The organism is Cellulomonas oligotrophica, from assembly GCF_013409875.1.
Lineage (GTDB): Bacteria > Actinomycetota > Actinomycetes > Actinomycetales > Cellulomonadaceae > Cellulomonas > Cellulomonas oligotrophica.
The window spans coordinates 2620375-2642153 of sequence record NZ_JACCBK010000001.1; the positions used below are offsets into that span (position 1 = coordinate 2620375).

Consider the following 21779-nt stretch of genomic DNA (forward strand, 5'->3'; position numbering starts at 1 on the left):
GCGGGTCAGCCGGCGATGCCGACCAGCGGCGCCACGAGTGCCGCCGCGACGGTCACCGCTCCGGCGAGACCGAGGACGACCGGGAGAGGGCCGCGGCGCTCCTGCCGCCAGGCCAGCCGCTCGGTGCGCGCGCGGCGGCGGGCCAGCCGCCAGCGCTGCCACGGGCCCGGCAGCGCGAACGCCGCGGTCGTGACGACGTCGGGCACCTGCGCGCCCTGACGGGTCGCGAGCAGCGCGGCGAGCCCCTCGACCTCGGCCGGGGTGAGCCGGCCGGGCAGCGCCAGCAGGTGGTCGGCGAGCTGTGCGCGGTGCACGACCGGCGTGCCGGCAGGCTTCGCGGCGGTGCCGTCCGGCAGGGCCGGGTCGGTGAGGTGCTCGGTGCGGCACACCAGGGCGCGCACCGCGGTGCGGTGCGCGGGTGCCAGCACGGCGCTGATGGCGCCCGCCGCGGCGGCGGCGCGCTCGCGGGCGTCGGGTGTGCGGGCGCGGCCGGTGCGGCGGAACGCGCGGCGCGGGGTCGCGCCGGTGCCGTGGACCTCGAGGACGACGACGCCACCGGGGCCGACCAGCACGCGGTCCAGCAGCCCGAGGGGGCGCCCGGGCCAGGCGACGCCGGTGACGGTGAGCCACCCGTCGGCGCGCAGCCCGGCGAGGACGGCGTCGACGCCGCGCTCGTCGTCCATGCGGGCCGACCAGATGTGCCGCTCCGTCTCGCCGCGGCGCACGACGGAGGCGTCGACGACCGCGCCCGACTCCAGCGCGTGCCGACGTGCGGCCTCCCGTGCCCGGTCCTGGACCGGGTGCATCGCCGTGAACCACTGCTCGGTCATGGCACCTCCCGGTCGTGCCATCGGCCGCCGGGGGCCCGGGCCTGAGCGGTCGGGCCCGAGACGCGCGTCACCGGGCCGGGCGCGCGCCACGTGTCCGGCAGGTCACGGCCGACCTGGTCAGGGGTCCGGCACGTAACGAGACCTGCGAACCCCTCCCGCACGGGCGCCGCCGCCCGTAGCCTCCGCAGGGCACCCGTCCCGCGCGCACCAGGGGGTTCTCCCGCGATGACCGACGCCAGCACGACCACCACGACGCCCGGGGTCGCGACCGTGCGCGCCCGCGTGGCCGTCGGCGCCTCGTACGCGGCGCAGGGATTCGGGTACGCGACGGTCGTCACCGCGCTGCCCGGGCTCAAGCTGCGCACCGGCATCGACGACGCCACGATCTCGCTGGTCCTGCTCATGGGCGCGCTGCTCGCCGCCGCGGGCTCGGTGCTGGCGGAGCGGATCGCGACCCGGCGGGCGAGCCGCCTCGCGCTCGTGGCGGGGCTGCTCGCCCAGGCCGTCGGCCTCGGCCTGGTGACCACCGCGACGTCCGTGCCGCCCCTGGTCGCCGCGTTCACGGTGTTCTCGCTCGGGCTCGGCATGGTCGACGCGGCGGGCAACATGCAGGGCGTCGCGCTCCAGCGGGCCGTCGGACGGTCGATCATGTCGACGCTGTTCGCGTGCCTGACCGCGGCGGCGATCGTCGCCGCGCTCACGCAGTCCGGGCTGACCCGGCTCGGCACCGAGCGCGGGGCGATCACGGCGCTGCTGGTCGCCGCCGCGGTCGCCGCGGGCGTCGCGCTCGCCGCCCGCACGTCGCTGCTGACCACCGCCCAGACGCCGCCCGTCGCAGCGGCGGCCGCGACCTCCGACGCCGCGGAGCCCGGGGCCGCCCCCACGGCCGCACCCGCCGCAGCACCGCTGCCGCGTGCCGGCATCTGGCTGTTCGGCGCCATGGTCGCCATCGCCTTCGTCGCGGACTCCGCCGTGTCGAGCTGGAGCACCGTCTACCTGCACGACACGCTCGTGGCACCAGGGGCGGTCGCGCCCCTCGGGTACGCCGCCTACCAGGCCGCGGTCCTCGTGACCCGCCTGCTCGGCGACCCGCTGGTCCGGCGCGTCGGCCGGGCCGCGGTGGTCGCGGCGTGCGCGAGCGTCGGCGTCGTCGGGCTGCTGCTGGTGGCCCTCGTGCCCAGCCCGACGGTCGCGGTGATCGGGTTCGCCCTCACCGGTGTCGGCACCGGCTCGCTCGTGCCGCTCGCGTTCTCCGCCGCCGGCGAGCTCGCGCCCGAGCGCCTCGACCAGGTCGTCGCGCGCATCAACCTGTTCAACTACGTCGGCGCCACCCTCGGCGCGGTCGTCCTGGGGCTGCTGTCCGAGACGACGGGCCTCGGCCCCGCGTTCCTCGTGCCCGCGCTGCTCATGGTCCCCGCCGTGGTCGCCGCCCCCCGGTTCGGCGGGGTCCCCGGCCCGCTCGGCCGTCGCGGCCGGGCCGCCGCGGCCGCGGAGGACGCCGCCCCGCCCAGCACGCCGTCCGTCGCGCCCCACGTCGACCCGCCGGCCGGCCCCTGACCCACTTCTTCGAGGATTGTGCGCGGGTGGTCACGATCCGTGACCACCCGCGCACAATCCTCGGGGTGTGGGGTCAGGGGTGGGGCGTGGTGGCCGATAGGGGGGTGGGAGGACCACCACATGCCCGCAGGGGACAGCACCGCACCGGACGCCACCACCGTCGACGCCCGGCCCGTCACCGTGCCCGGCACCGAGGTCGCCGGCACCGACGACCCGGCGCCGGCCGCACCGGCCGCCCGCGCCACCGACCGCCGCAGCCGCGCCGCCGCCGCCGTGCAGGCGTGGGCCGGCGCCGCCGCCCGGGAGCGGCTGCTGCGCGTCGTCGCACCGCTCGACGCCCGGGGCCACCACGTCGTGCCCGACGCGCCCGGCGGCTCGCGCCGCGCGCGGCCCGCCGTGACCGTCGTCGGGCCCGCCGGCGTCCACGTCGTCGCGACGACCACCTGGCCGGTCGGGGACGACGGGGTGACGCCCGAGGTCACCGAGGAGCTGTTCTCGCTGGCCGACCGCGCCTACCGCACCGAGGCCGAGCTGGCGGAGCTGGGGCTCGCGCCCGGCGAGGTCCGGGCGCTCGCGGTCGTCGTGGGGCGCGAGGGCGTCGACGAGCGCGTCGGCCCCGTCCGGGTGGTCGGCGAGCGCGACGTGCTCCGCGTCGTCGAGGCCCGGGGGCGCCGGCTGACGGGCACCCAGGCCGCCACGCTGCGCGACCACCTGCTGGCGAGCACCGCCCGCCCCGAGGCAGGCCCGGCGCTGCCCGGCCCGCGTCCCGAGCCGGCCGCGGAGGTCGTGAGCTCCGTGCCCCCGGTGGCGCCGGCGCCCGTGACGGGTGTCGCACCGGCCGCGTCCGAGGCGGTCGACGTCGAGCCGTGGATGACCTGGCTCGACCCCGCGCAGGCGCACGCCGTCCGCCGCTCGTGCAACGGCCCGTCGCGGATCCGCGGAGCCGTCGGCACCGGCAAGACCGTCGTGGCGCTGCACCGCGCCGCGTACCTGGCGCGCGCCCGGCAGGGTGCGGTCCTGCTGACCACGTACACGCGCACCCTCCCCGCGACGCTGCGCCCCCTGCTGGCCCGGCTGGCGCCCGACGTCGCCGACGCGGTCGAGGTCGCTGGCGTCCACGAGGTCGCCGCGCGCGTGCTGGCCGAGCGCGGTGTCGCGTGCCGCATCGACGCGTCCCTCATCACCGCCGCGTGGACCACCGCGTGGGGGCAGGTCGGCGCGGGCAGCGTCATCGACGACGAGGACCACGACCAGGTCTACTGGCACGACGAGGTCACGCACGTCATCAAGGGCCGCGGCCTGACCCGGTTCGAGCAGTACGCGATGCTGCCGCGCCGCGGCCGGCGCCACCAGCTCGACGGCCCGACCCGCCGCGTGGTGTGGGACCTGCACGAGGCGTACGCGCGCGGTCTGGCGGACCGGGGCGTGCACGACCTCGCCGACCAGGTGGCGCTCGCGCAGGCCGAGCTCGCGGCCCGTCCGGAGCCGGGCCGGTACGCGGCCGTGGTGGTGGACGAGGTGCAGGACCTGTCGACCGTCGCGCTGCGCCTGCTGCACGGGCTCGTGGGCGACGCGCCGGACGGTCTGACGCTCGTCGGCGACGGGCAGCAGACCGTGTACCCGGGCGGGTTCGCGCTCGACGAGGCGGGCATCGACGTCGGTGCCCGCACCACCGTGCTCGACGTGCACCACCGCAGCACCGCGCAGGTGCTGCAGCTCGCGTCGACGCTGGTCGCGGGAGAGACGTTCCCCGACGTCGACGGCACCGAGCAGACGGGGGACGCGCACGCCCCGGTGCTGCGGCAGGGGCCGTCGCCGGTGTGGGTGCGCTGCGCGAACGAGGTGGACCGCACGGCGCGCCTGGTCCGGCACGTGCAGGAGCTCGTCACGGCGGGCGTGCCGCTCGGCCAGGTCGGCGTGCTGGCGCTCTCGCGCGCCGGCGCCGACCACGCCGTGCAGCAGCTGCGCCGCGCGGGCCTGAACGTGGTGCGGCTGGAGCAGCACGACGGCTCGGACGTCGACGCCGTGCGCGTCGGCGCGGTCAAGCACGCCAAGGGCCTGGAGCTCGCGCACGTGCTGCTGGCCGACGTCGCCGCCGAGTGGCTCGACCGGAGCCCGGGCGGGCTGGACGACGTCGCGCGCGAGCGCCGCGAGCACCGCCGCCGCGAGCTCTACGTCGCGATGACCCGCGCCCGCGACGGCCTGTGGGTGGCGACCGTCTGATCACCGCGCCGTTCGCTGCCCAGCGCGTCAGAGCGAGCGGCGGTCCAGCTCGTCGATGAGAGCAGCGGCATCCTTCGTCGCCTGCTCGGCCTCGTCCCGCGTGCAGAAGCCGCCGTAGGTGAAGCTGCTCTTGCGCGACAGGAGGCGCTGGAGCTTCGCGGCCAGCCGGGTCCCCTCTCCGGGAACGGTGCGGAGCAGGTTGACGGCCTCCCGGTGATCGCTCCCGGACGCGTGCTCCCCGAGCGTGATGCCGCAGATGGCGTCGGCGGCAGCGATCGCCGCGTGAACGGCGTTCGAGGCTGCGACCTGCGCGACCTCCGATGGGCCTGGCCCGGCCAGCTCGACACGCTCGAGCGCGACCTGATGGAACTCCCGGGCCGTGCGCGCCCGGGCCTTCACATCAGCCCGGGTCATCGTCACGCGTCGTCCCATGTGGCACCTCGCAGTCGGCGTCGGAAGTCGGGGCCGTGGAAGACCTGAGCGTCTGCCGCCCAGGAGCCGACCATCGGGTCGTCGGCTCTGATGAGCTCGTCGAACCTCGGCCGGGTGGCCGCGTAGACGTGACAGGCGTTGCCCGTCATCGCCTCGACGGCGTCGATCACGAGTGCGACCAGCGTCTCGACCGCGTCGTCGTCGCCCTCGGGGACGATGAGCAGAACGTCGACATCGCTGTCCGGTCCCGCCTCGCCCCGAGCGACGGACCCGAAGAGCGCGGCGGTCACCTGGTCGCCACGATGCGCCCCCCACACATCGTCGACAACTGTGCGGATCTGCTCCTTGATCGAGGAGACGGCCTGGTCGGCGTCACGGACCAGCCGTTCGATCCCCGGCCACAGGAGGTGCTGCCGGTTCGCCTCGTACAAGATCGCAGCGCCGGCGGGACGTGACGTGACGAGTCCGTGGCGGTGCAGTCGGCGCAGGACTCTCCGCGCGCCCTCGGGCGAGGCGCCGGCGAGCTGGGCCACCGTCAGCCCGGTCAGCGGGAGTCCTGCTCGCGCGAGGACCTGCAGCACCTGGCCATCGACGGACGGGATCGCCGCACTGATGGGATCGCTGAGGTCCATGCACCCACCATACGAGGCATGCATCTACTCCACCAGATGTATGGCTACTTTTTCAGATGCTCGTTCGCCCATGCCGTCGATCTTGGAGCGGCGGGTCTAGGAGGCCAGGGGCTCGCGGGTGCGGTCCGTGGCGGTGTCCGGGGCGGTGATCTGCGCCCAGACCGCGTCGAGGGACAGGCCGAGGATGCCGGCGATCGCGGCGACGGTGGGGAACGCGGGGGTCGCGACGCGGCCCGACTCGATCTTGCGGAGCGTCTCGGGGGAGACGCCGGCGTCGAGGGCGACGTCGAGCATGGAGCGGGTGCCGCGGGCCTGGCGCAGCAGGGCGCCCAGGCGCTGCCCGCGGGCGACGTCGGCGGGGGTGAGCGGCAGCCGGACCATGCCCCGAGCGTAGTCCCGGGATTCTGATACCGGGATAGTCTTACCGGGATCGACGTCGTCCCCCGACGATCCGCACCACCGAGAAGGTCGCCCCGTGATCGAGATCCTCACCTCCGCCGAGCTCGACCGCGCCCGCGTCACCGGCGCCCTCGTCGGCGACATCCTCCAGACGCTGAAGGCCCGCACCACCGTCGGCACGGACCTGCTCGACATCGACCGGTGGGCCCGCGAGCTGATCGCCGACGCCGGTGCGCAGTCCTGCTACGTCGACTACGCGCCGTCGTTCGGCCGCGGCCCGTTCGGCCACCACGTCTGCACCTCCGTCAACGACGGCGTGCTGCACGGCCTGCCGCACCGCTACCGGCTCGCCGACGGCGACCTGCTGACCCTCGACATCGCGGTGCTCCAGGACGGCATCGCCGCCGACTCCGCGATCAGCTTCGTCGTCGGCGACACCCGCCCGCCCGGGAGCGTCGCGCTGATCGAGGCGACCGAGCGGGCGCTGGCGGCGGGGATCGCCGCCGCGGGGCCCGGGGTGCGCCTCGGGGACGTCTCGCACGCCATCGGCACGGTGCTCACCGCGGCGGGGTACCCGGTCAACACCGAGTTCGGCGGGCACGGCATCGGCTCGACCATGCACCAGGACCCGCACGTGCCCAACACCGGCCGCCCCGGCCGCGGGTACCGCCTGCGCCCGGGCCTGCTGCTGGCGCTCGAGCCGTGGGTCATGGCCGACACCGACGAGCTCGTCACCGACGACGACGGCTGGACGCTGCGCAGCGCGACCGGCTGCCGCACCGCGCACAGCGAGCACACCGTCGCGATCACCGAGGACGGCGTCGAGGTCCTCACCCTGCCCTCCGCGTGAGGGGCGCGGCTCAGGCGGCCGCGCGGACCTTCTTCCACAGCCGGCGGTAGGCCAGGGCCGCGGGGGTGCCGGGCGCGAACGCGGCCAGGGGGCGCCGCTCCGCGCCCATGCGCTCGACCACCGCGGCGGCGGGCACGACGACGTCGACGACGCCCTCGGGCAGGTCCGCCAGCACCTGCCGGTGCGCCACGCGACGCCGGTCGACCATGCTGAGGAACCCCACGACCGGCGGGGCCGGGTCGCGCTCGGCCACGACCTGCCGCACCTGCTCCAGGCTGCGCAGGGTCAGCGGGCCCGGCACCAGCGGCACCACCACCACGTCGGCGGCCCGCACCACGTTCGCCGCGACGAGGGACGAGCCGGCCGGGCAGTCCAGCACGACCGTGCGGTACGTGCCCTTGAGGGACGTGAGCGTGCGGTGCACGCGGCTGCGGGACCGCTTGGCGTCGTCCAGCACCACGTCCAGCGACCGGTACGTGCCGTCCGCGGGGAGCACGTCGAGGGTCTCCCACGCCGTCTGCCGGACGCCCGCGACGGGGTGCGTGCCGCCCGTGACGAGCGCGGGCGCGCCGCCGCGCAGCTTGGGCTTGACGTCGAGCAGCCACGTCGCGCCGCCCTGCGGGTCGAGGTCCCACAGCAGGGTCTCGCCGTGCGCGGCCGCCTCGTAGGCGAGGTTCACCGCAGCGGTCGTCTTGCCGACCCCGCCCTTGACGCTGAAGACCGCCACCACCCGCATGGCCAGACGCTAGACCCCCGGACCCCGGCGTGGGGAGGGGCCCGGCCGCTCAGCCTGCGCGGACGTGGGGCACGGCCAGCGGGACTGCCACCAGCGCCAGCTCGCGCGCCGGCGCCGGCCTGCCCAGGTGGTACCCCTGCGCGAACCGGCACCCGAGCGCCATCGCCCGGTCCAGCTGCGTCTGGTCCTCGACGCCCTCGGCCAGCACCACCTGCCCCAGGCGCCGCGCCAGGCTCGAGATCGCCGACACCACGGCCTCGTCGGCCGCCGACGAGCCGAGGTCCTGCACCAGCGAGCGGTCGATCTTGATCATCCCGATCGGCAGGTGCGTCAGGTACGACAACGACGAGTACCCGGTGCCGAAGTCGTCGAGCGCGATCGTCACGCCCAGGTCCACGAGCGTCGCCAGCCGGTCCGCGACCACCCGCGTGGCCTGCACGACCGCGCTCTCGGTGATCTCCAGCACCAGCGACGTCGGCGCCAGCCCCGACTCGGCGAGGGCGTCCTTGACGGTGCTCACCAGGCCCGGGTCGGCCAGCGTGCGCGGCGCGCAGTTCACCGACACCCGCAGCGGCGGCAGACCCCGACGCCGCCGGTCGGCGTTCCAGTGCGCCACCTGGTGCGTCGCGGTCCGCAGCACGTGCCGGTCCAGCCCGACGATCAGCTCCGACGCCTCGACGTGCGGCACGAACTGCCCCGGCGGCAGCGGCCCGCGGTCCGGGTGCTCCCAGCGCACCAGCGCCTCGAACGCGAACACCTGGTCGTCCACCAGGTCCACCAGCGGCTGGTAGGCGACCCACAGCCCGCCGGCCGCCGGGTCCTCCAGCGCCTGACGGAGCTCGCCGACGATCCGGTAGTGCGCGCCACGCACCACGTCGGTCGCGGGATCGAAGAGGTGCACCCGCCGGCCGCCGGCCTGCTTGGCGCCGTTCGTCGCCTCGTCCGCCGCCGAGAGCACCTGCGCCGTCGTCGCGGGCACGCCCGGCGCCGGGCCCGGCGGGTCCACCCCCAGGCCCACCACGACCAGCCCCACCGACGCCGACGTCGCCACCGTCTGCCCGTCGACCTCGACGTCGAGCTCCACGGCCTGCGCGACCCGCCGCGCGATCTGCTCCGCGTCGGCCACCGACGCCACCGGCTCCACGACGAGCAGGATCTCGTCCGGCCCCGCCCGGGCCAGCAGGTCCGCCGCCCCCGTCATCGCCGTCAGCGCCTGCACCGCGGCGACCAGCACCGCGTCGCCGCCGCCGCTGCCCAGCCGCGAGTTCAGCTCGGTGAACCGGTCGACGTCGCACAGCACGACCGCCAGCCCCGTCCCGTCGCGGCGGCTGCGCGCCAGCGCGCGGGCCAGCTCCTCCTCCGCCGGGCGCCGCAGCATCAGCCCCGTCAGCGCGTCCTGCGTCGACAGCCGCTCCAGGCGCCCCACCGCCTCGCGGGCCTCCAGCTCGGCCGCCGCCTGCTCGCGCTCCAGGCGGGTCTGGTGCCGTAGCAGCAGCACCACCAGGGCGAGGACGCTCAGCACCGACAGCGCGCCCGTCGTGGTGGCCAGCGCCCGCAGCCGCACGGACCGCGTCGCACCGGCGTCGGCGATCTGCGCGGCGTCGGCGATCACCCGCGCCGCCTCGTCCCGCACGTCGTCCATCACCCGCCTGCCCGCGCCCGACGCGACCAGCGTGGCGGCGTCGTCCGCGCGCCCCCGCTTCGTCAGCTCGACCGCGGTCTCCAGGTGGTCGAGCTTGACGCGGGCCAGCACCTCGAGCAGCCCGGGGTGCACACCGCCGAGCTGGTCGGAGGCCGCCTCCAGGGACGCCAGCGCCTGCGCGAGCCGGGCGTCGGCCGTGGCGTAGGGCTCCAGGAAGCTCCTGTCCTGGGTGATGAGGTAGCCGCGCTGGCCCGTCTCGGCGTCGAGCAGGACCGCCTGGACCTCGCGGGCGTCGCGCACGACCGTGCGCGCCGCGGCCGTCTCCTGGTCCGTCCGTGCCCCCGCCTGGACGGTCGCGACGGTCAGCCCGAAGGACACCAGGACGAGCAGCACGACCGACCAGGCGGCCACCGCCACCCCGCCCGCGCGCCTGTCGAAAGCGCTGATCCGTTCGACCACCCGGTCTGTTCCCCCCAGCCGTCACCCCGCCGTACGTGACGGTCCCGACGGGCGTCGATGACCGTCCACCGCACCAGCATGACCCCGGGTGACGCAGGAGACCAGCAGGTTCACCCGCTCCCCGGGGTGCCATGACCTGGTCGGACGTACGGCTGGGACCCAGGTCCCGCGGGGGAGCGGTTACCGGACGACGCGGGGCGGTGCGGTGCTCGCGCGCACCACCAGCGTCGTCGGCACCACGACGTGGTGGCCGCTGAGCGTGGTGCGCTCACGGATCTGCTGCATGAGCAGCTCCACCAGCTCGGACCCGATCGCCGTGAAGTCCTGCCGCACCGTGGTCAGCGGCGGCCAGAGGTAGTCCGCCATGGGGATGTCGTCGAAGCCCACCACCGAGACGTCGCCCGGCACGTCCCGCCCGTGCTCGTGCAGCGCCCGGACCAGGCCCGCCGCCATCTCGTCGTTGGCGCAGAAGACCGCGGTCACGGCCGGGTCGAGGGCCAGCCGCGCACCGTGCGCGTACCCGGACGCCGCCGACCAGTCGCCGTGCACGACGGCCGGCACGGCACGCCCCGCCGCCCGCAGGCGGGTGCGCCACGCGTCGGCCCGCACCCGCGCCGGCGTCGAGTCCTCGGGCCCGCCCAGGTGGTGCACGGTCGGGTGACCCAGGTCCAGCAGGTGCTGCACCGCCAGCGCGGCACCCTCCGCCTGGTCGGTGCCCACCGCGGGGTGGTGCCCGATGAACCGCGAGTCCGAGACCACCACGGGCAGCCGCGGCGGCAGCGCCAGCGTCGCGGGCGTCGCGTCCTCCGCCCGGATGACGACCAGCCCGTCGATGGCCTGGTGGCCCAGCCGCCGCGCGGCGTCCGAGACGTCCGACGACGACGGCGTGCGCACGTCGACCAGCGTGACCGTGTACCCGTGCTGACGGGCGGCCTCGACCACGCCCTCGAACGTGCGCGACTCCCCGGTGCGGGTCAGCCGGTGCGCGATCAGCCCGATCGTGCCGAACGAGCCCGACCGCAGCGCGCGCGCCGCGTGGTTGGGGCTGTAGCCGAGCTGGTCCATGGCGGCGAGCACGCGCTCGCGGGTCTGGGCGCGCACGTTGGTGGCGCCGGTGGACACCCGGGACACGGTCTGCTGCGAGACGCCCGCCAGGCGTGCCACGTCGGCGATGGACGGGCCGGTGCGGCCCCGCGCGTGCGTCCCCTGCGACATGCGGCCCAGCATAGCCATGGCGACGTCACCATCAGGCGATCCCCGTCATGCGTCGCCGTGATGGATGGTGACGTCACCATCTTGTGACCTGGAGCGCCGTCGTCCGGATTGACAGCCCCCGGGGCAGGGTGCGAACGTTCCTGCACCCGCCAATGGTGACGTCAACATCTCGGCGCCACGAAGGAGTGCCCGTGACCCAGACCGCCGTGCCGCCCGCGGCCGCCGTCTCCGCCGGCCCGACGCCGCGCCCCGCCCGCCGCCGCTCGTGGTCCGGCTGGGGCTTCGTCGGCCCCTTCATGGCGGTCTTCACCCTCGTCTTCCTCGCCCCGATCGCGTACTCGATCTACCTGAGCGTGTTCCGCACGCAGCTCATCGGCGGCACGACCTTCGTGGGGCTCGAGAACTACGCCCGGGCGTTCGGGGACGCCCAGCTGTGGGCGGCCCTCGGGCGGGTCAGCCTCTTCCTCCTGGTGCAGGTGCCCGTGATGCTCGGCATCGCCCTGCTGGTGGCCCTGGCGCTGGACTCCGGGCGGTTGTTCGGCCGGGACTTCTTCCGCATCTCGATCTTCCTGCCCTACGCCGTGCCGGCGGTCGTCGCCACGCTCATGTGGGGCTTCATGTACGGCACCCGGTTCGGCCTGGTCGGCAACATCAACGACGCGCTCGGCGTCGCGCTGCCCAACCCGCTGGCGCCCGACCTCGTGCTCGCCGCGATCGGCAACATCGTGACCTGGGAGTTCGTCGGCTACAACATGCTGATCTTCTACTCCGCGCTGCGCACGATCCCCACCTCGCTGTACGAGGCGGCGCAGATCGACGGCGCCGGGCAGTGGCGCGTGATCCGGGCGATCAAGCTCCCCGCGATCCGCGGCGCGCTCGTCATCGCGACCATCTTCTCCATCATCGGCAGCTTCCAGCTGTTCAACGAGCCCAGCATCCTGCAGGCGCTGGCGCCGAACGCGATCACCACGTACTTCACGCCGAACCTGTACGCGTACTCGCTGTCGTTCTCCGGCCAGCAGTACAACTACTCGGCCACCGTGGCCATCATCATGGGCCTGCTCACGATGGTGATCGCCTACGTCGTCCAGCTGCGCGGCATGCGCAAGGAGGCGTGAGCGATGACCACCATCACCACCGTGACCCCCCGCCGGTCCGCCGTGCCGCGGCTGCGCCGCACGCGCGGCTTCTCCGCCGAGCGACCCCGCCGCAGCCCGCTGCTGACGGTGCTCACCGGGATCGTGCTCGTCTACTCGCTGCTGCCCCTGGCGTGGCTGCTCGTCAACGCGACCAAGACGCAGGCCGACCTCTTCTCGTCCTTCGGCCTGTGGTTCGGCGACTCGTTCGCCCTGTTCAGCAACATCGGGCAGACCCTCACCTACGACGACGGCATCTTCGTGCGCTGGTTCGCCAACACGCTGCTGTACGTGGTGCTCGGGGCCGGCGGCGCGACCGCGCTGGCCGTGCTCGGCGGGTACGGGCTGGCCAAGTTCGACTTCCCCGGCAAGAAGGGCGTGTTCGCCACCGTCATCGGCGCCGTGGCCGTGCCCGGCACCGCGCTGGCCGTGCCCACGTTCCTCATGTTCAGCCAGATGGGCCTGACCAACACCCCGTGGTCGGTCATCATCCCGTCGCTGATCTCGCCGTTCGGGCTCTACCTCATGTGGACGTTCGCCGCCGAGGCGATCCCCACCGAGCTGCTCGAGGCCGCCCGCATGGACGGGGCCAACGAGGCGCGCACCTTCGCCCAGATCTGCCTGCCGCTGCTCGCGCCGGGCATCGTCACGGTGCTGCTCTTCACGATGGTCGCGACGTGGAACAACTACTTCCTGCCGCTGATCATGCTCAAGGACCCCGACTGGTACCCGCTGACGCTCGGCCTCAACGCGTGGAACGCGCAGGCCGCCACCGCGGGCGGCGAGGCGATCTTCAACCTCGTCATCACCGGCGCCGTGCTGACCATCGTGCCGCTGGTGATCGCCTTCCTCTTCCTGCAGCGGTACTGGCAGTCCGGCCTCGCGGCCGGCTCCGTCAAGGAGTGAGGGCCCCGCGCCCCCGCCCCGCCCCCCGTCCCACCCCTCTCCGGTTCCCGTACGACGACGTTGGAGGACACCTGATGACCCGCTCGACCCGCACCACCCTGCGCCGCACGGCGCTGCGCGGCGCAGCCGTCGCCGGCGCGCTCGCCCTCACGCTGACCGCGTGCTCCGGCGGCGGCACCGCCGACCCCGAGGCTGCCGCCGAGGAGGGCGGCGAGCTGACCGTCTGGGCCTGGGACCCGACGGTCGAGCCCATCGCCGAGGCGTACATGGAGGCCAACGACGGCGTGACGATCGAGGTCGTCAACGCCGGCACCGGCAACGACCAGTACACGGCCCTGCAGAACGCGATCGCCGCCGGCTCGGGCGTGCCCGACCTCGCGCAGATCGAGTACTACGCGCTGCCGCAGTTCGCGATCGGCGAGTCCCTCGCGGACGTCAGCGAGCTCGGTGCCGCCGAGCTCGACGGCACGTTCACCCCCGGCCCGTGGAGCGCCGTCCAGCAGGGCGAGGGCATCTACGGCCTGCCGCTCGACTCCGGCCCGATGGCGCTGTTCTACAACGCCACCGTGTTCGAGGAGCACGGCATCGAGGTCCCCGAGACGTGGGACGCGTACGTCGAGGCCGCCCGCGCGCTGCACGAGGCCGACCCGAGCATCTACATCACGAACGACACCGGCGACGCCGGGTTCACCACGTCGATGATCTGGCAGGCCGGCGGCCAGCCCTACACGGTCGACGGCACGGACGTGACGATCGACTTCACCGACGAGGGCTCGACGGCGTTCGCCGACACGTGGCAGCAGCTCGTCGAGGAGGAGCTCGTCGCCCCCATCTCGTCGTGGAGCGACGAGTGGTACCAGGGCCTGGGCGACGGCACCATCGCCACCCTGACCATCGGCGCCTGGATGCCCGGCAACTTCGAGTCCGGCGTGCCGGACGCGGCCGGGGACTGGCGCGTCGCACCCATGCCGCAGTGGACCGAGGGCGCGTCGGACACCGCCGAGAACGGCGGGTCGGCGATGTCCGTCACCGAGGCCAGCGAGAACAAGGCCCTCGCGTACGACTTCCTGGAGTTCGCGTCCGCCGGCGACGGCGTCCAGATCCGCCTCGACGGCGGCGGCTTCCCCGCGACCGTCGCGGACCTGGAGTCCGAGGAGTTCCTGAGCCAGGAGTCGGAGTACTTCGGCGGCCAGAAGATCAACGAGGTCCTCGCGCAGTCCGCGGCCGACGTCGTCGAGGGCTGGCAGTACCTGCCCTTCCAGGTCTACGCCAACTCGATCTTCAACGACACGGTCGGCCAGGCGTACGTCTCCGGCACGACGATCACCGACGGCCTCGCCGACTGGCAGGACGCCTCGATCACCTACGGCAACGACCAGGGCTTCACGGTCGACTGACCGGCCCGACGCAGGCGGTGGCGCACCCCGCGCCACCGCCTGCGTCCTGCTCCCGCACCCTCCCCGCGCCCGCTCCCCCCCAGGAGGCACCCATGCCGACGTTCGAGATCGGCGAGCACGACTTCCTGCTCGACGGTCAGCCGCACCAGGTCCTCTCGGGCGCGCTGCACTACTTCCGCGTGCACCCCGACCTGTGGGCCGACCGCATCCGGTCCGCGCGCCTCATGGGCCTGAACACCATCGAGACGTACGTCGCGTGGAACGTGCACGCGCCCACGCCCGACGTGTTCGACACCACCGGGCCGCGCGACCTCGGCCGGTTCCTCGACCTCGTCGCCGCCGAGGGCATGCACGCGATCGTGCGCCCCGGCCCGTACATCTGCGCCGAGTGGGACAACGGCGGGTTCCCCGCGTGGCTGTTCGCCATGCCCGGCGTGGGCGTGCGCCGCAACGAGCCGACGTACATGAAGGCCGTGCAGCAGTACCTCGAGCACGTGCTGCCGATCGTCGCCGAGCGGCAGGTCACCCGCGGCGGGCCCGTGATCGCCGTGCAGGTCGAGAACGAGTACGGCGCCTACGGCGACGACAAGGACTACCTGCGCGCCCTCGTCGCGATCAACCGTGCCCAGGGCATCGACGTGCCGCTGCTGACGTGCGACCAGGCCGACGACGCGATGCTCGAGCGCGGCGGGCTGCCCGAGCTGCACCGCACCGCCACCTTCGGCTCGCGCACCGCCGAGCGCCTGGAGATCCTGCGCCGCCACCAGCCCACCGGGCCGCTGATGTGCATGGAGTTCTGGTGCGGGTGGTTCGACCACTGGGGCGCCCACCACCACACCACCGACGCCGCAGCCTCGGCCGCCGACCTCGACGCCCTGCTCGCCGCCGGCGGGTCCGTGAACGTCTACATGGTCCACGGCGGCACCAACGCCGGGTTCACCAACGGCGCCAACGACAAGGGCGTCTACCAGCCGACCGTCACGTCGTACGACTACGACGCCCCGATCGCGGAGGACGGCACCCGGACCGCCAAGTACGACGCGTTCCGCGAGGTCCTCGGCCGCTACACGCCGCTGGCCGACGAGACCGCGCCCACCCGTCGGCCCGCGCCCGCGCTGACCGTGCCGCAGGGCCGCACCGTCGACCTGTGGACCGCGGTCGCCGGGCTCGACGGCTGGGTCGACGTGCACGACGTGCCGACGCACGACCAGGTCGGCGCCGCGCACGGCTTCGTGCTCCACCGCACGCACGTGGACCTCGACGCCCCCGCCGTGCTGGCGTTCGGCGAGGTGCGCGACCGCGCGCAGGTCTTCCTCGACGGTCGGCAGGTCGGCGTCGTCGACCGGTCCGAGCGGGCCACGTCGATCACGCTGCCCGCCGGGTCCGCGCGCCTCGACGTGCTCGTCGAGGACCAGGGGCGCGTCAACTACGGCCCCCGCATCGGCGAGCCCAAGGGGCTGATCGGACCCGCGACCCTCGGTGGCGAGCCGCTGACCGGCTGGCGGGTGCTGCCGGTGGACGTCGACGCCCTCGCCGCAGCCCCCGGGCTGGCGTCCGACGCCCCCGCGACGCACGCGCCCCTGCCCGGCCCGTCGTTCACCGTCTACGAGGCCGACCTGCCCGTCGCCGACCTGTTCGTCTCCACCCGCGGGTGGGGCAAGGGCGTCGTCTGGGTCAACGGCACGTCGTTGGGCCGGTACTGGTCCAAGGGCCCGCAGACCACGCTCTACGCGCCGGCGCCCCTGGTCACCGGCCGCGGCGACCGCGTCGTCGTGCTCGAGCTGCTCGGCGCCCCCGACGGCGCCCTGCACCTGGTCGACGCCCCCGACCTGGGCCACACCGAGCACTGACGCCTCGGCTCAGTCGCCCGTGCCCGGTGCACGGGCGACCGAGCCGCGGACGCGCAGGGGCATGGGGATGCGGTGCACGGGGCCCGGGCCCGCCGGCTCGCTGCCGCGGGGGGTGCGGATCTCGTGCAGCAGGAGCTCGACCGCGCGCCGCCCCAGCTGCTCGTGGGGGATCTCGAAGGTCGTCAGGCCGGGGCGCACCCACTCGGCGATGGGGTAGCTGTCGAACGAGACGACCGAGACGTCGTCGGGCACCCGCAGCCCGGCCTCGCCGAGCGCCTGGTAGACGCCGAAGGCCAGGTAGTCGTTGAAGCAGACGACGGCGCGCGGGGCGGGGCCGGGCGCGGCGAGCAGCTCCTGCATCGCGGTGAACCCGTGCGCCGGGACCCACGCGTCGCACACCCGTCCCGAGGCCGGGGTCAGCCCCGCCTCGGCGAGCACCTCCCGCATGCCGGCCAGGCGCTCGACGCCCGCGACGGTGTCGGGCGGCATGTGCTCGGGCAGGGGGCCGGCGCCGATGAGGTGGACCTCGCGGTGGCCGTGCTCGAGGAGCAGGCGGGCGGCGCCGCGGCCGGCCTCGAGCTCGTCGGGGATCACCGCGGGCGCCCGCGTGGGGCCGTCGGCGAGGGTGTTGAGCAGCACCGTGGGCGTGAGCTCCAGCGCCGCCGGGACGGTGCGGGTGCGGGTGAACATCGAGGTCAGCGCGATGCCGTCGACCTGACGGTCCTGCATCGCGTCGATGAGCGCGCTCTCGGTGGCCGGGTCGCCCTCGGTCTCGCCGATGAACAGCATGTAGCCGTGGTCGCGGGCGGCCTCGATGGCGCCCTTGATCATGTCGCCGGCCATGGGGGAGGTCGCGACGGTGTCGGAGACGAGCCCGAGGGTGCGGGTCGTGCCCTTGCGCAGGCCGATCGAGACGGCGTTCGGCCGGTAGCCCAGCTCGGCCGCCGCGGCGCGCACGCGGTCCTGCACGGCCTGGGAGATCCGCAGCTCGTCGCCGCGCCCGGACAGCACGAGCGAGGCCGTCGTCGACGACACCGCCGCGGTGCGTGCGACGTCCGCCAGGGTCACGCGTCTGCGGCTCACGTCGGTCCTCCCGTCGTCCGGATCCTAGGGTGCCGCGGCCCGGGTGAACGCCCGGCGGCCCCGGCGAGCGCTCGCCGGGGTGTGGCCCGGGCGGTCGTCCGGGTCCGGCGAGGGGTCGGCGGCGCGTGATGCATCTGTGACCTCCCGTCGCCTTGACAGCCACCCCGTCCACTGGCGAGCATCCTCATGCTAAGTCGATTTAGCGCGGGGTTCCCACCCCCTCTGGGGAACCCCGACGGACGAAAGGGAGACACCGGTGTCTCGAACGACTGGAAGGTCCCGGCGCGCGGTCGCGACCGCGTCCGTGTGCCTCGCGGGGCTCATCACCGTGACCGCGTGCAGCGCACCTGGCGCGAGCACGACCGACGACGGCACCGCCGACGCCGTGGCCACGGGCGACATGACCTGCGGCACCGAGGACGTCACGCTCAGCGCCTACGTGGAGACGGGCTTCCCGCTCGCCCAGGAGCTGTTCGACGAGTTCACGGTCCAGCACCCGAACGTCACGTTCGACGTGCGCGAGGACCAGTTCGCCGTCATCACGCAGAACGCCCCCCGCGTGCTGGCCGACAACCCGCCCGACCTCATGCGCCTGCCCCAGGTGTCCGAGCTCGCCGCCGACGGCCTGCTCTACGACCTGGACGCCGCCGCCGAGGCCTTCGGCTGGGACGAGTGGCCCGCGTCGCAGCTCGAGCAGATGCGCGTCGACGAGGACGGGCGTCGCGGCAGCGGCCCGCTCTACGCGATGGGCCTGAACTTCTCGATGACCGGCGTCTTCTACAACAAGGAGCTCGCGGCCGAGATCGGCATGACGGCCGCCCCCGAGACCCTGGCCGAGCTCGACGACGCGCTCGCGAAGGCCAAGGCCGCGGGCATCACGCCCATCGCGCAGTTCAACGGCGGGGCCACCGGTGGTCTGGCCTTCCCGCTGCAGGGCCTCATGGCCTCGTACGGCGAGCCCGCGGAGATCAACGCCTGGACCTACCAGCAGCCCGGCGCCTCGATCGACACCGAGACCAACGTCCAGGCCGCCGAGCACCTGCAGCGGTGGGTCGAGGCCGGCTACTTCGCCGAGGACGTCAACTCCCTCGACTACTCGATGATGATGAGCCGGTTCATCGGCGGCGAGAGCCTGTTCATCTTCAACGGCGACTGGGAGTCGGGGAACCTCGACACCCAGATGGCGGGCAACGTCGGGTTCTTCCTCGTGCCGCCCGTCGAGCAGGGCGGCGAGGTCGGTGCCATGTCCGCGCCGCTGACGTACGGCATCTCGGCCAACGCCGAGAACCCGGAGTGCGCCGCGTACTTCCTCAACTGGGTCGCGACGGACGAGACCGCCCGCACCGTCTCGGTCGAGGTCGGCGGCTCGCACCCCATGGGCCCGGCCGACGCGTTCCTGCCCGAGGTCGCCGACGACACCGTGACCGCCCAGACCCTCGCGGCGGGCGCCACGATCGGCGAGGACGACGGCTCGATGGAGTTCATCGCGAACGCCACCGGGGCGATCTACGCCAAGAGCTGGACCCCGAACCTGCAGAAGCTCGTCGCCGGCGAGATCGACGCCGCGGGCCTGCTCGCGGCCGTCCAGGCGGACTACGAGAGCGAGATCGGCGGCTGATGATGCAGACGCGGACGACCGGCACGACCGGTCGCCGCGAGGTCTCCGAGCAGTCGTCGACCAGCGCCGAGGCCAGGCGCCGTGCCCTCCGGGCACGGCGCCTGCGCCGGGGCTGGGTCGCGCTCGGCCTCGTGGTCCCGGCGGCGGTGGCGTACGCAGCGTTCGTGCTGCGCCCCCTGGTGCTGACGGTGCAGTACTCCTTCTACGACTGGAACGGCGTCACCGAGTCCACGTGGGTCGGTGTCGAGAACTACCGCCGGCTCGTCGACAACCCGGAGATGCTCGGGTCGATCGGCAACGCGCTCGAGCTGATCGTCTACTTCAGCTTCGTCCCGGTCCTCCTCGGCCTGCTGACGGCCGCGACCATCCGCAAGTTCGCCACCAGCCGCCTCGCGCTGGTCTCGCGCACCGTGCTGTTCCTCCCGCAGGTCATCCCGCTCGTCGCCGCCGGCATCATGTGGACCTGGCTGCTCGCGTCCGACGGGCTGGTCAACGAGCTGCTGCGCGGTATCGGGCTCGACGCGCTCACCCGCGCCTGGCTCGGCGACACGAGCACGGCGCTGCCCGCGGTCGGCGTCATCGGCGCCTGGGTCGCGCTCGGCCTGTGCATGCTCCTGCTGCTCGCCGGCATGGCCAAGATCGACCCGTCGCTCTACGAGGCCGCCCGCATCGACGGCGCCGGCGCCGTCCGCGAGTTCTTCGCGATCACGCTGCCCAGCGTCCGGCAGGAGATCGGCGTCTGCGTCACCGTCACCGTGATCTCGGCGCTCGCCGCGTTCGACATCGTCTACATCTCCACCCAGGGCGGGCCCGCCAACTCCACGCTGGTGCCCGGCCTGGAGATCTACTACCTCGGCTTCTTCAGCCGGGAGGTCGGGCAGGCGTCCGCGCTGGCCGTCGTCTTCATGGCCCTGGTCCTGGCCGTCGTCCTGCCGATCCAGCGCCTCACGAGGGAGAGTGACCGGTGATCGTCTCCGCCCGCGAGACGTGGCTCAGCCGCGTCCTGCTCGTCGTGCTCATGGTCGTGACGATCGTCCCGTTCATCAGCCTCTTCGTCACCGCGCTGCACGCGCCCGGCACGTACCCGTCGGGCCTGGAGTGGCCGGAGACGCCCTACTGGTCGAACTTCGTCGACGCGTTCACCGCGGCGGACATGGGTGCGCTGCTCTGGTCGAGCCTGCTCATCGAGATCGGCGTCGTGCCCGTCGCGCTGCTCATCGCGACCCTCGCGGGGTTCTCGCTGGGGCACCTGCGCCCGCCGGGGCACCGCGCGATCTTCCTGACGTTCGTGCTCGGCCTGACGCTGCCGTTCCAGGCCGTCATCGTCCCGCTGTACTACCAGATGCGTGACCTGGGGCTGCTGAACACCCGGTGGGCGATCATCCTGCCGCTCATCGGCCTGTACATGCCGTTCGCGGTCATGTGGATGCGCGCGCACTTCGTGACGATGCCCGAGGAGCTGTCCGAGGCCGCGCGCATCGACGGCGCCGGCACCTGGGCGCTCTTCTCGCGCATCCACGTGCCGCTGTCCGTCCCGGCGCTCTCGTCCCTCGGGATCCTGCTGTTCCTGTGGACGTGGAACCAGTTCCTGCTCGCGGTCGTGCTCGTCGACGACCCGGCCAAGCGCACGATGGCCGGCGCCCTGGGTGCGTTCCAGGGCCAGTGGGGCACCGACGTGCCGCTGCTGTGCGCCGGGTCGCTGCTCATCCTCACGCCCACGCTGATCGTCTTCCTCGTGTTCCAGCGCCGGTTCGTCTCCGCGCTCATGCAGGGAGCGCTCAAGGGATGACGACCAGCACCACCACGGCGCGCCCGCCGTTCGACCCCCAGGTGGGCGCGGCCCTCGCCGCGCGCCCCGGGGACGTCGTGACGACGCTCGCGCCCGACGAGATCGCCGGCCTGCGGGCGCGGGCGACCCCGCCGGACCTGACGGAGGTCGCCGCCGCGGCCGAGCGCGACCTGACCTGGCACGAGGCCCGCGGGCCCGGCGGCGGCGTGCGCGTCGCGCTGCTGAGCCCGCGCGGCACGTCCGGCCCCGTGCCGGTGCTGCTGCACCTGCACGGCGGCGGGCTCGTGGTCGGCACGGTCGCGGACGACGTCGCGGCGGCCGCCGCCCTGCACCCCGGGTGCGCCGTGGCGTCCGTCGACTACCGGCTCGCCCCCGAGCACCCGTACCCCGCGGCCGTGGAGGACGCGTACGCCGCCCTGAGCTGGCTCGTCGCGCACGCCGACGAGCTCGGGGTCGACCCGGCCCGCGTCGTCGTCACCGGCGTCAGCGCCGGCGGCGGCCTCGCGGCGGCCGTGACGCTGCTGGCCCGGCAGCGCGGCTGGCCCACCCTGGCGGGCCAGCTGCTGATCTGCCCGATGCTCGACGACCGCAACGACTCCGCGTCGGGGCACCAGATGGCCGGCGTCGGCACCTGGGACCGCACGGCGAACGCGACCGCCTGGGCCGCGTACCTCGGGGACGCCGCCGGGGGCCCCGCCACGCCGGCGACCGCCTCGGCCGCGCGCGCCCGGCACCTCGGCGGGCTGCCGCCCGCGTACGTGGACGTCGGCTCCGCCGAGACGTTCCGCGACGAGTGCGTGCAGTACGCGGCCCGCATCTGGGCCGACGGCGGGGACGCCGAGCTGCACGTGTGGCCCGGCGGCTGCCACGGCTTCGACGGCCTCGTGCCCGGCGCCGCCCTCTCGATCGACGCGCGCCACGCGCGCGCCCGCTGGCTGGACCGGCTGCTGCGACGCAGCACCGCACCGGCCTCCTGATCGCCACGCCGTCCTCCCCAACCCCCCGGGGAGGGCGGCGCGGCCCCG

19 protein-coding genes are annotated in these 21779 nt (G+C 74.4%); 11 read left to right on the forward strand and 8 right to left on the reverse strand.

The features are described from left to right. Positions 1-5: 5 nt before the first annotated feature. Positions 6-830, reverse strand: a complete 825-nt coding sequence (locus tag BKA21_RS11925; RefSeq protein WP_140459328.1) for a hypothetical protein — start codon at positions 828-830, stop codon at positions 6-8. 225 nt (positions 831-1055) lie between these two features. Here BKA21_RS11925 and BKA21_RS11930 point away from each other — a divergent pair, with 225 nt between their 5' ends. Next, positions 1056-2387 carry an MFS transporter gene (locus tag BKA21_RS11930; RefSeq protein WP_140459329.1) on the forward strand — a complete coding sequence of 444 codons (1332 nt, stop codon included), beginning with the start codon at positions 1056-1058 and terminating at the stop codon, positions 2385-2387. Positions 2388-2507: 120 nt separating this feature from the next. Continuing rightward, positions 2508-4610 carry a UvrD-helicase domain-containing protein gene (locus tag BKA21_RS11935; RefSeq protein ID WP_140459330.1) on the forward strand — a complete coding sequence of 701 codons (2103 nt, stop codon included), beginning with the start codon at positions 2508-2510 and terminating at the stop codon, positions 4608-4610. A gap of 27 nt (positions 4611-4637) precedes the next feature. Here BKA21_RS11935 and BKA21_RS11940 read toward each other — a convergent pair whose 3' ends face one another. From BKA21_RS11940 to BKA21_RS11950, 3 genes are all read right to left on the reverse strand, one after another. Continuing rightward, entirely contained in the window at positions 4638-5042 is a 405-nt protein-coding gene (locus BKA21_RS11940) for a hypothetical protein (RefSeq protein ID WP_140459331.1), read from the reverse strand. Continuing rightward, complete coding sequence (locus tag BKA21_RS11945) at positions 5027-5674, reverse strand: nucleotidyltransferase family protein (protein WP_170209027.1); 648 nt, start codon at positions 5672-5674, stop codon at positions 5027-5029. The genes BKA21_RS11940 and BKA21_RS11945 overlap by 16 nt, the downstream gene beginning before the upstream one ends. A gap of 96 nt (positions 5675-5770) precedes the next feature. Then, positions 5771-6055, reverse strand: coding sequence for a helix-turn-helix domain-containing protein (locus BKA21_RS11950; RefSeq protein ID WP_140459333.1), 285 nt, complete (start codon positions 6053-6055; stop codon positions 5771-5773). A gap of 94 nt (positions 6056-6149) precedes the next feature. Between BKA21_RS11950 and map the strand changes: the two genes are divergently transcribed. Continuing rightward, positions 6150-6923, forward strand: coding sequence for a type I methionyl aminopeptidase (gene map / locus BKA21_RS11955; protein ID WP_140459334.1), 774 nt, complete (start codon positions 6150-6152; stop codon positions 6921-6923). Positions 6924-6933: 10 nt separating this feature from the next. Here the strand turns inward: map and BKA21_RS11960 are convergent, their stop codons facing one another. The 3 genes from BKA21_RS11960 to BKA21_RS11970 form a co-directional block, all read right to left on the reverse strand. Further along, positions 6934-7659 (reverse strand): ParA family protein, encoded by a 726-nt coding sequence (locus BKA21_RS11960; RefSeq protein WP_140459335.1) that lies wholly within the window; start codon positions 7657-7659, stop codon positions 6934-6936. 49 nt (positions 7660-7708) lie between these two features. Continuing rightward, positions 7709-9760: a putative bifunctional diguanylate cyclase/phosphodiesterase gene (locus BKA21_RS11965; protein ID WP_179625362.1), complete on the reverse strand. Its 2052-nt coding sequence runs from the start codon at positions 9758-9760 to the stop codon at positions 7709-7711. A gap of 180 nt (positions 9761-9940) precedes the next feature. Further along, on the reverse strand, positions 9941-10975 hold the full coding sequence (locus BKA21_RS11970) for a LacI family DNA-binding transcriptional regulator (RefSeq protein ID WP_239072836.1): 1035 nt from the start codon (positions 10973-10975) through the stop codon (positions 9941-9943). Between the two features lie 152 nt (positions 10976-11127). On the opposite strand from BKA21_RS11970, the gene BKA21_RS11975 reads away from it, so the two are divergent. The 4 genes from BKA21_RS11975 (at position 11128) to BKA21_RS11990 (ending at position 16264) form a co-directional block, all read left to right on the forward strand. Further along, positions 11128-12093 carry a carbohydrate ABC transporter permease gene (locus tag BKA21_RS11975; RefSeq protein WP_140459338.1) on the forward strand — a complete coding sequence of 322 codons (966 nt, stop codon included), beginning with the start codon at positions 11128-11130 and terminating at the stop codon, positions 12091-12093. A gap of 3 nt (positions 12094-12096) precedes the next feature. After that, positions 12097-13017, forward strand: coding sequence for a carbohydrate ABC transporter permease (locus tag BKA21_RS11980; protein WP_140459339.1), 921 nt, complete (start codon positions 12097-12099; stop codon positions 13015-13017). A 74-nt stretch (positions 13018-13091) separates the two neighbouring features. Beyond that, positions 13092-14414 carry an ABC transporter substrate-binding protein gene (locus tag BKA21_RS11985; RefSeq protein ID WP_140459340.1) on the forward strand — a complete coding sequence of 441 codons (1323 nt, stop codon included), beginning with the start codon at positions 13092-13094 and terminating at the stop codon, positions 14412-14414. A 92-nt stretch (positions 14415-14506) separates the two neighbouring features. Then, on the forward strand, positions 14507-16264 hold the full coding sequence (locus tag BKA21_RS11990; protein ID WP_140459341.1) for a glycoside hydrolase family 35 protein: 1758 nt from the start codon (positions 14507-14509) through the stop codon (positions 16262-16264). A gap of 9 nt (positions 16265-16273) precedes the next feature. Here the strand turns inward: BKA21_RS11990 and BKA21_RS11995 are convergent, their stop codons facing one another. Continuing rightward, a complete protein-coding gene (locus BKA21_RS11995; protein ID WP_239072834.1) occupies positions 16274-17347 on the reverse strand; it encodes a LacI family DNA-binding transcriptional regulator in 1074 nt (357 codons plus the stop codon). A gap of 256 nt (positions 17348-17603) precedes the next feature. On the opposite strand from BKA21_RS11995, the gene BKA21_RS12000 reads away from it, so the two are divergent. Genes BKA21_RS12000 through BKA21_RS12015 form a run of 4 tightly spaced genes read left to right on the forward strand, consistent with a single transcriptional unit; the run spans position 17604 to position 21731 of the window. Then, positions 17604-18965 carry an ABC transporter substrate-binding protein gene (locus BKA21_RS12000; protein WP_179625363.1) on the forward strand — a complete coding sequence of 454 codons (1362 nt, stop codon included), beginning with the start codon at positions 17604-17606 and terminating at the stop codon, positions 18963-18965. Next, positions 18965-19933, forward strand: coding sequence for a carbohydrate ABC transporter permease (locus tag BKA21_RS12005; RefSeq protein ID WP_140459342.1), 969 nt, complete (start codon positions 18965-18967; stop codon positions 19931-19933). The genes BKA21_RS12000 and BKA21_RS12005 overlap by 1 nt, the downstream gene beginning before the upstream one ends. Next, positions 19930-20754 carry a carbohydrate ABC transporter permease gene (locus BKA21_RS12010; RefSeq protein WP_140459343.1) on the forward strand — a complete coding sequence of 275 codons (825 nt, stop codon included), beginning with the start codon at positions 19930-19932 and terminating at the stop codon, positions 20752-20754. Before BKA21_RS12005 ends, BKA21_RS12010 begins: the two co-directional genes overlap by 4 nt. Continuing rightward, positions 20751-21731 (forward strand): alpha/beta hydrolase, encoded by a 981-nt coding sequence (locus BKA21_RS12015; RefSeq protein WP_140459344.1) that lies wholly within the window; start codon positions 20751-20753, stop codon positions 21729-21731. The genes BKA21_RS12010 and BKA21_RS12015 overlap by 4 nt, the downstream gene beginning before the upstream one ends. Positions 21732-21779: the final 48 nt, after the last annotated feature.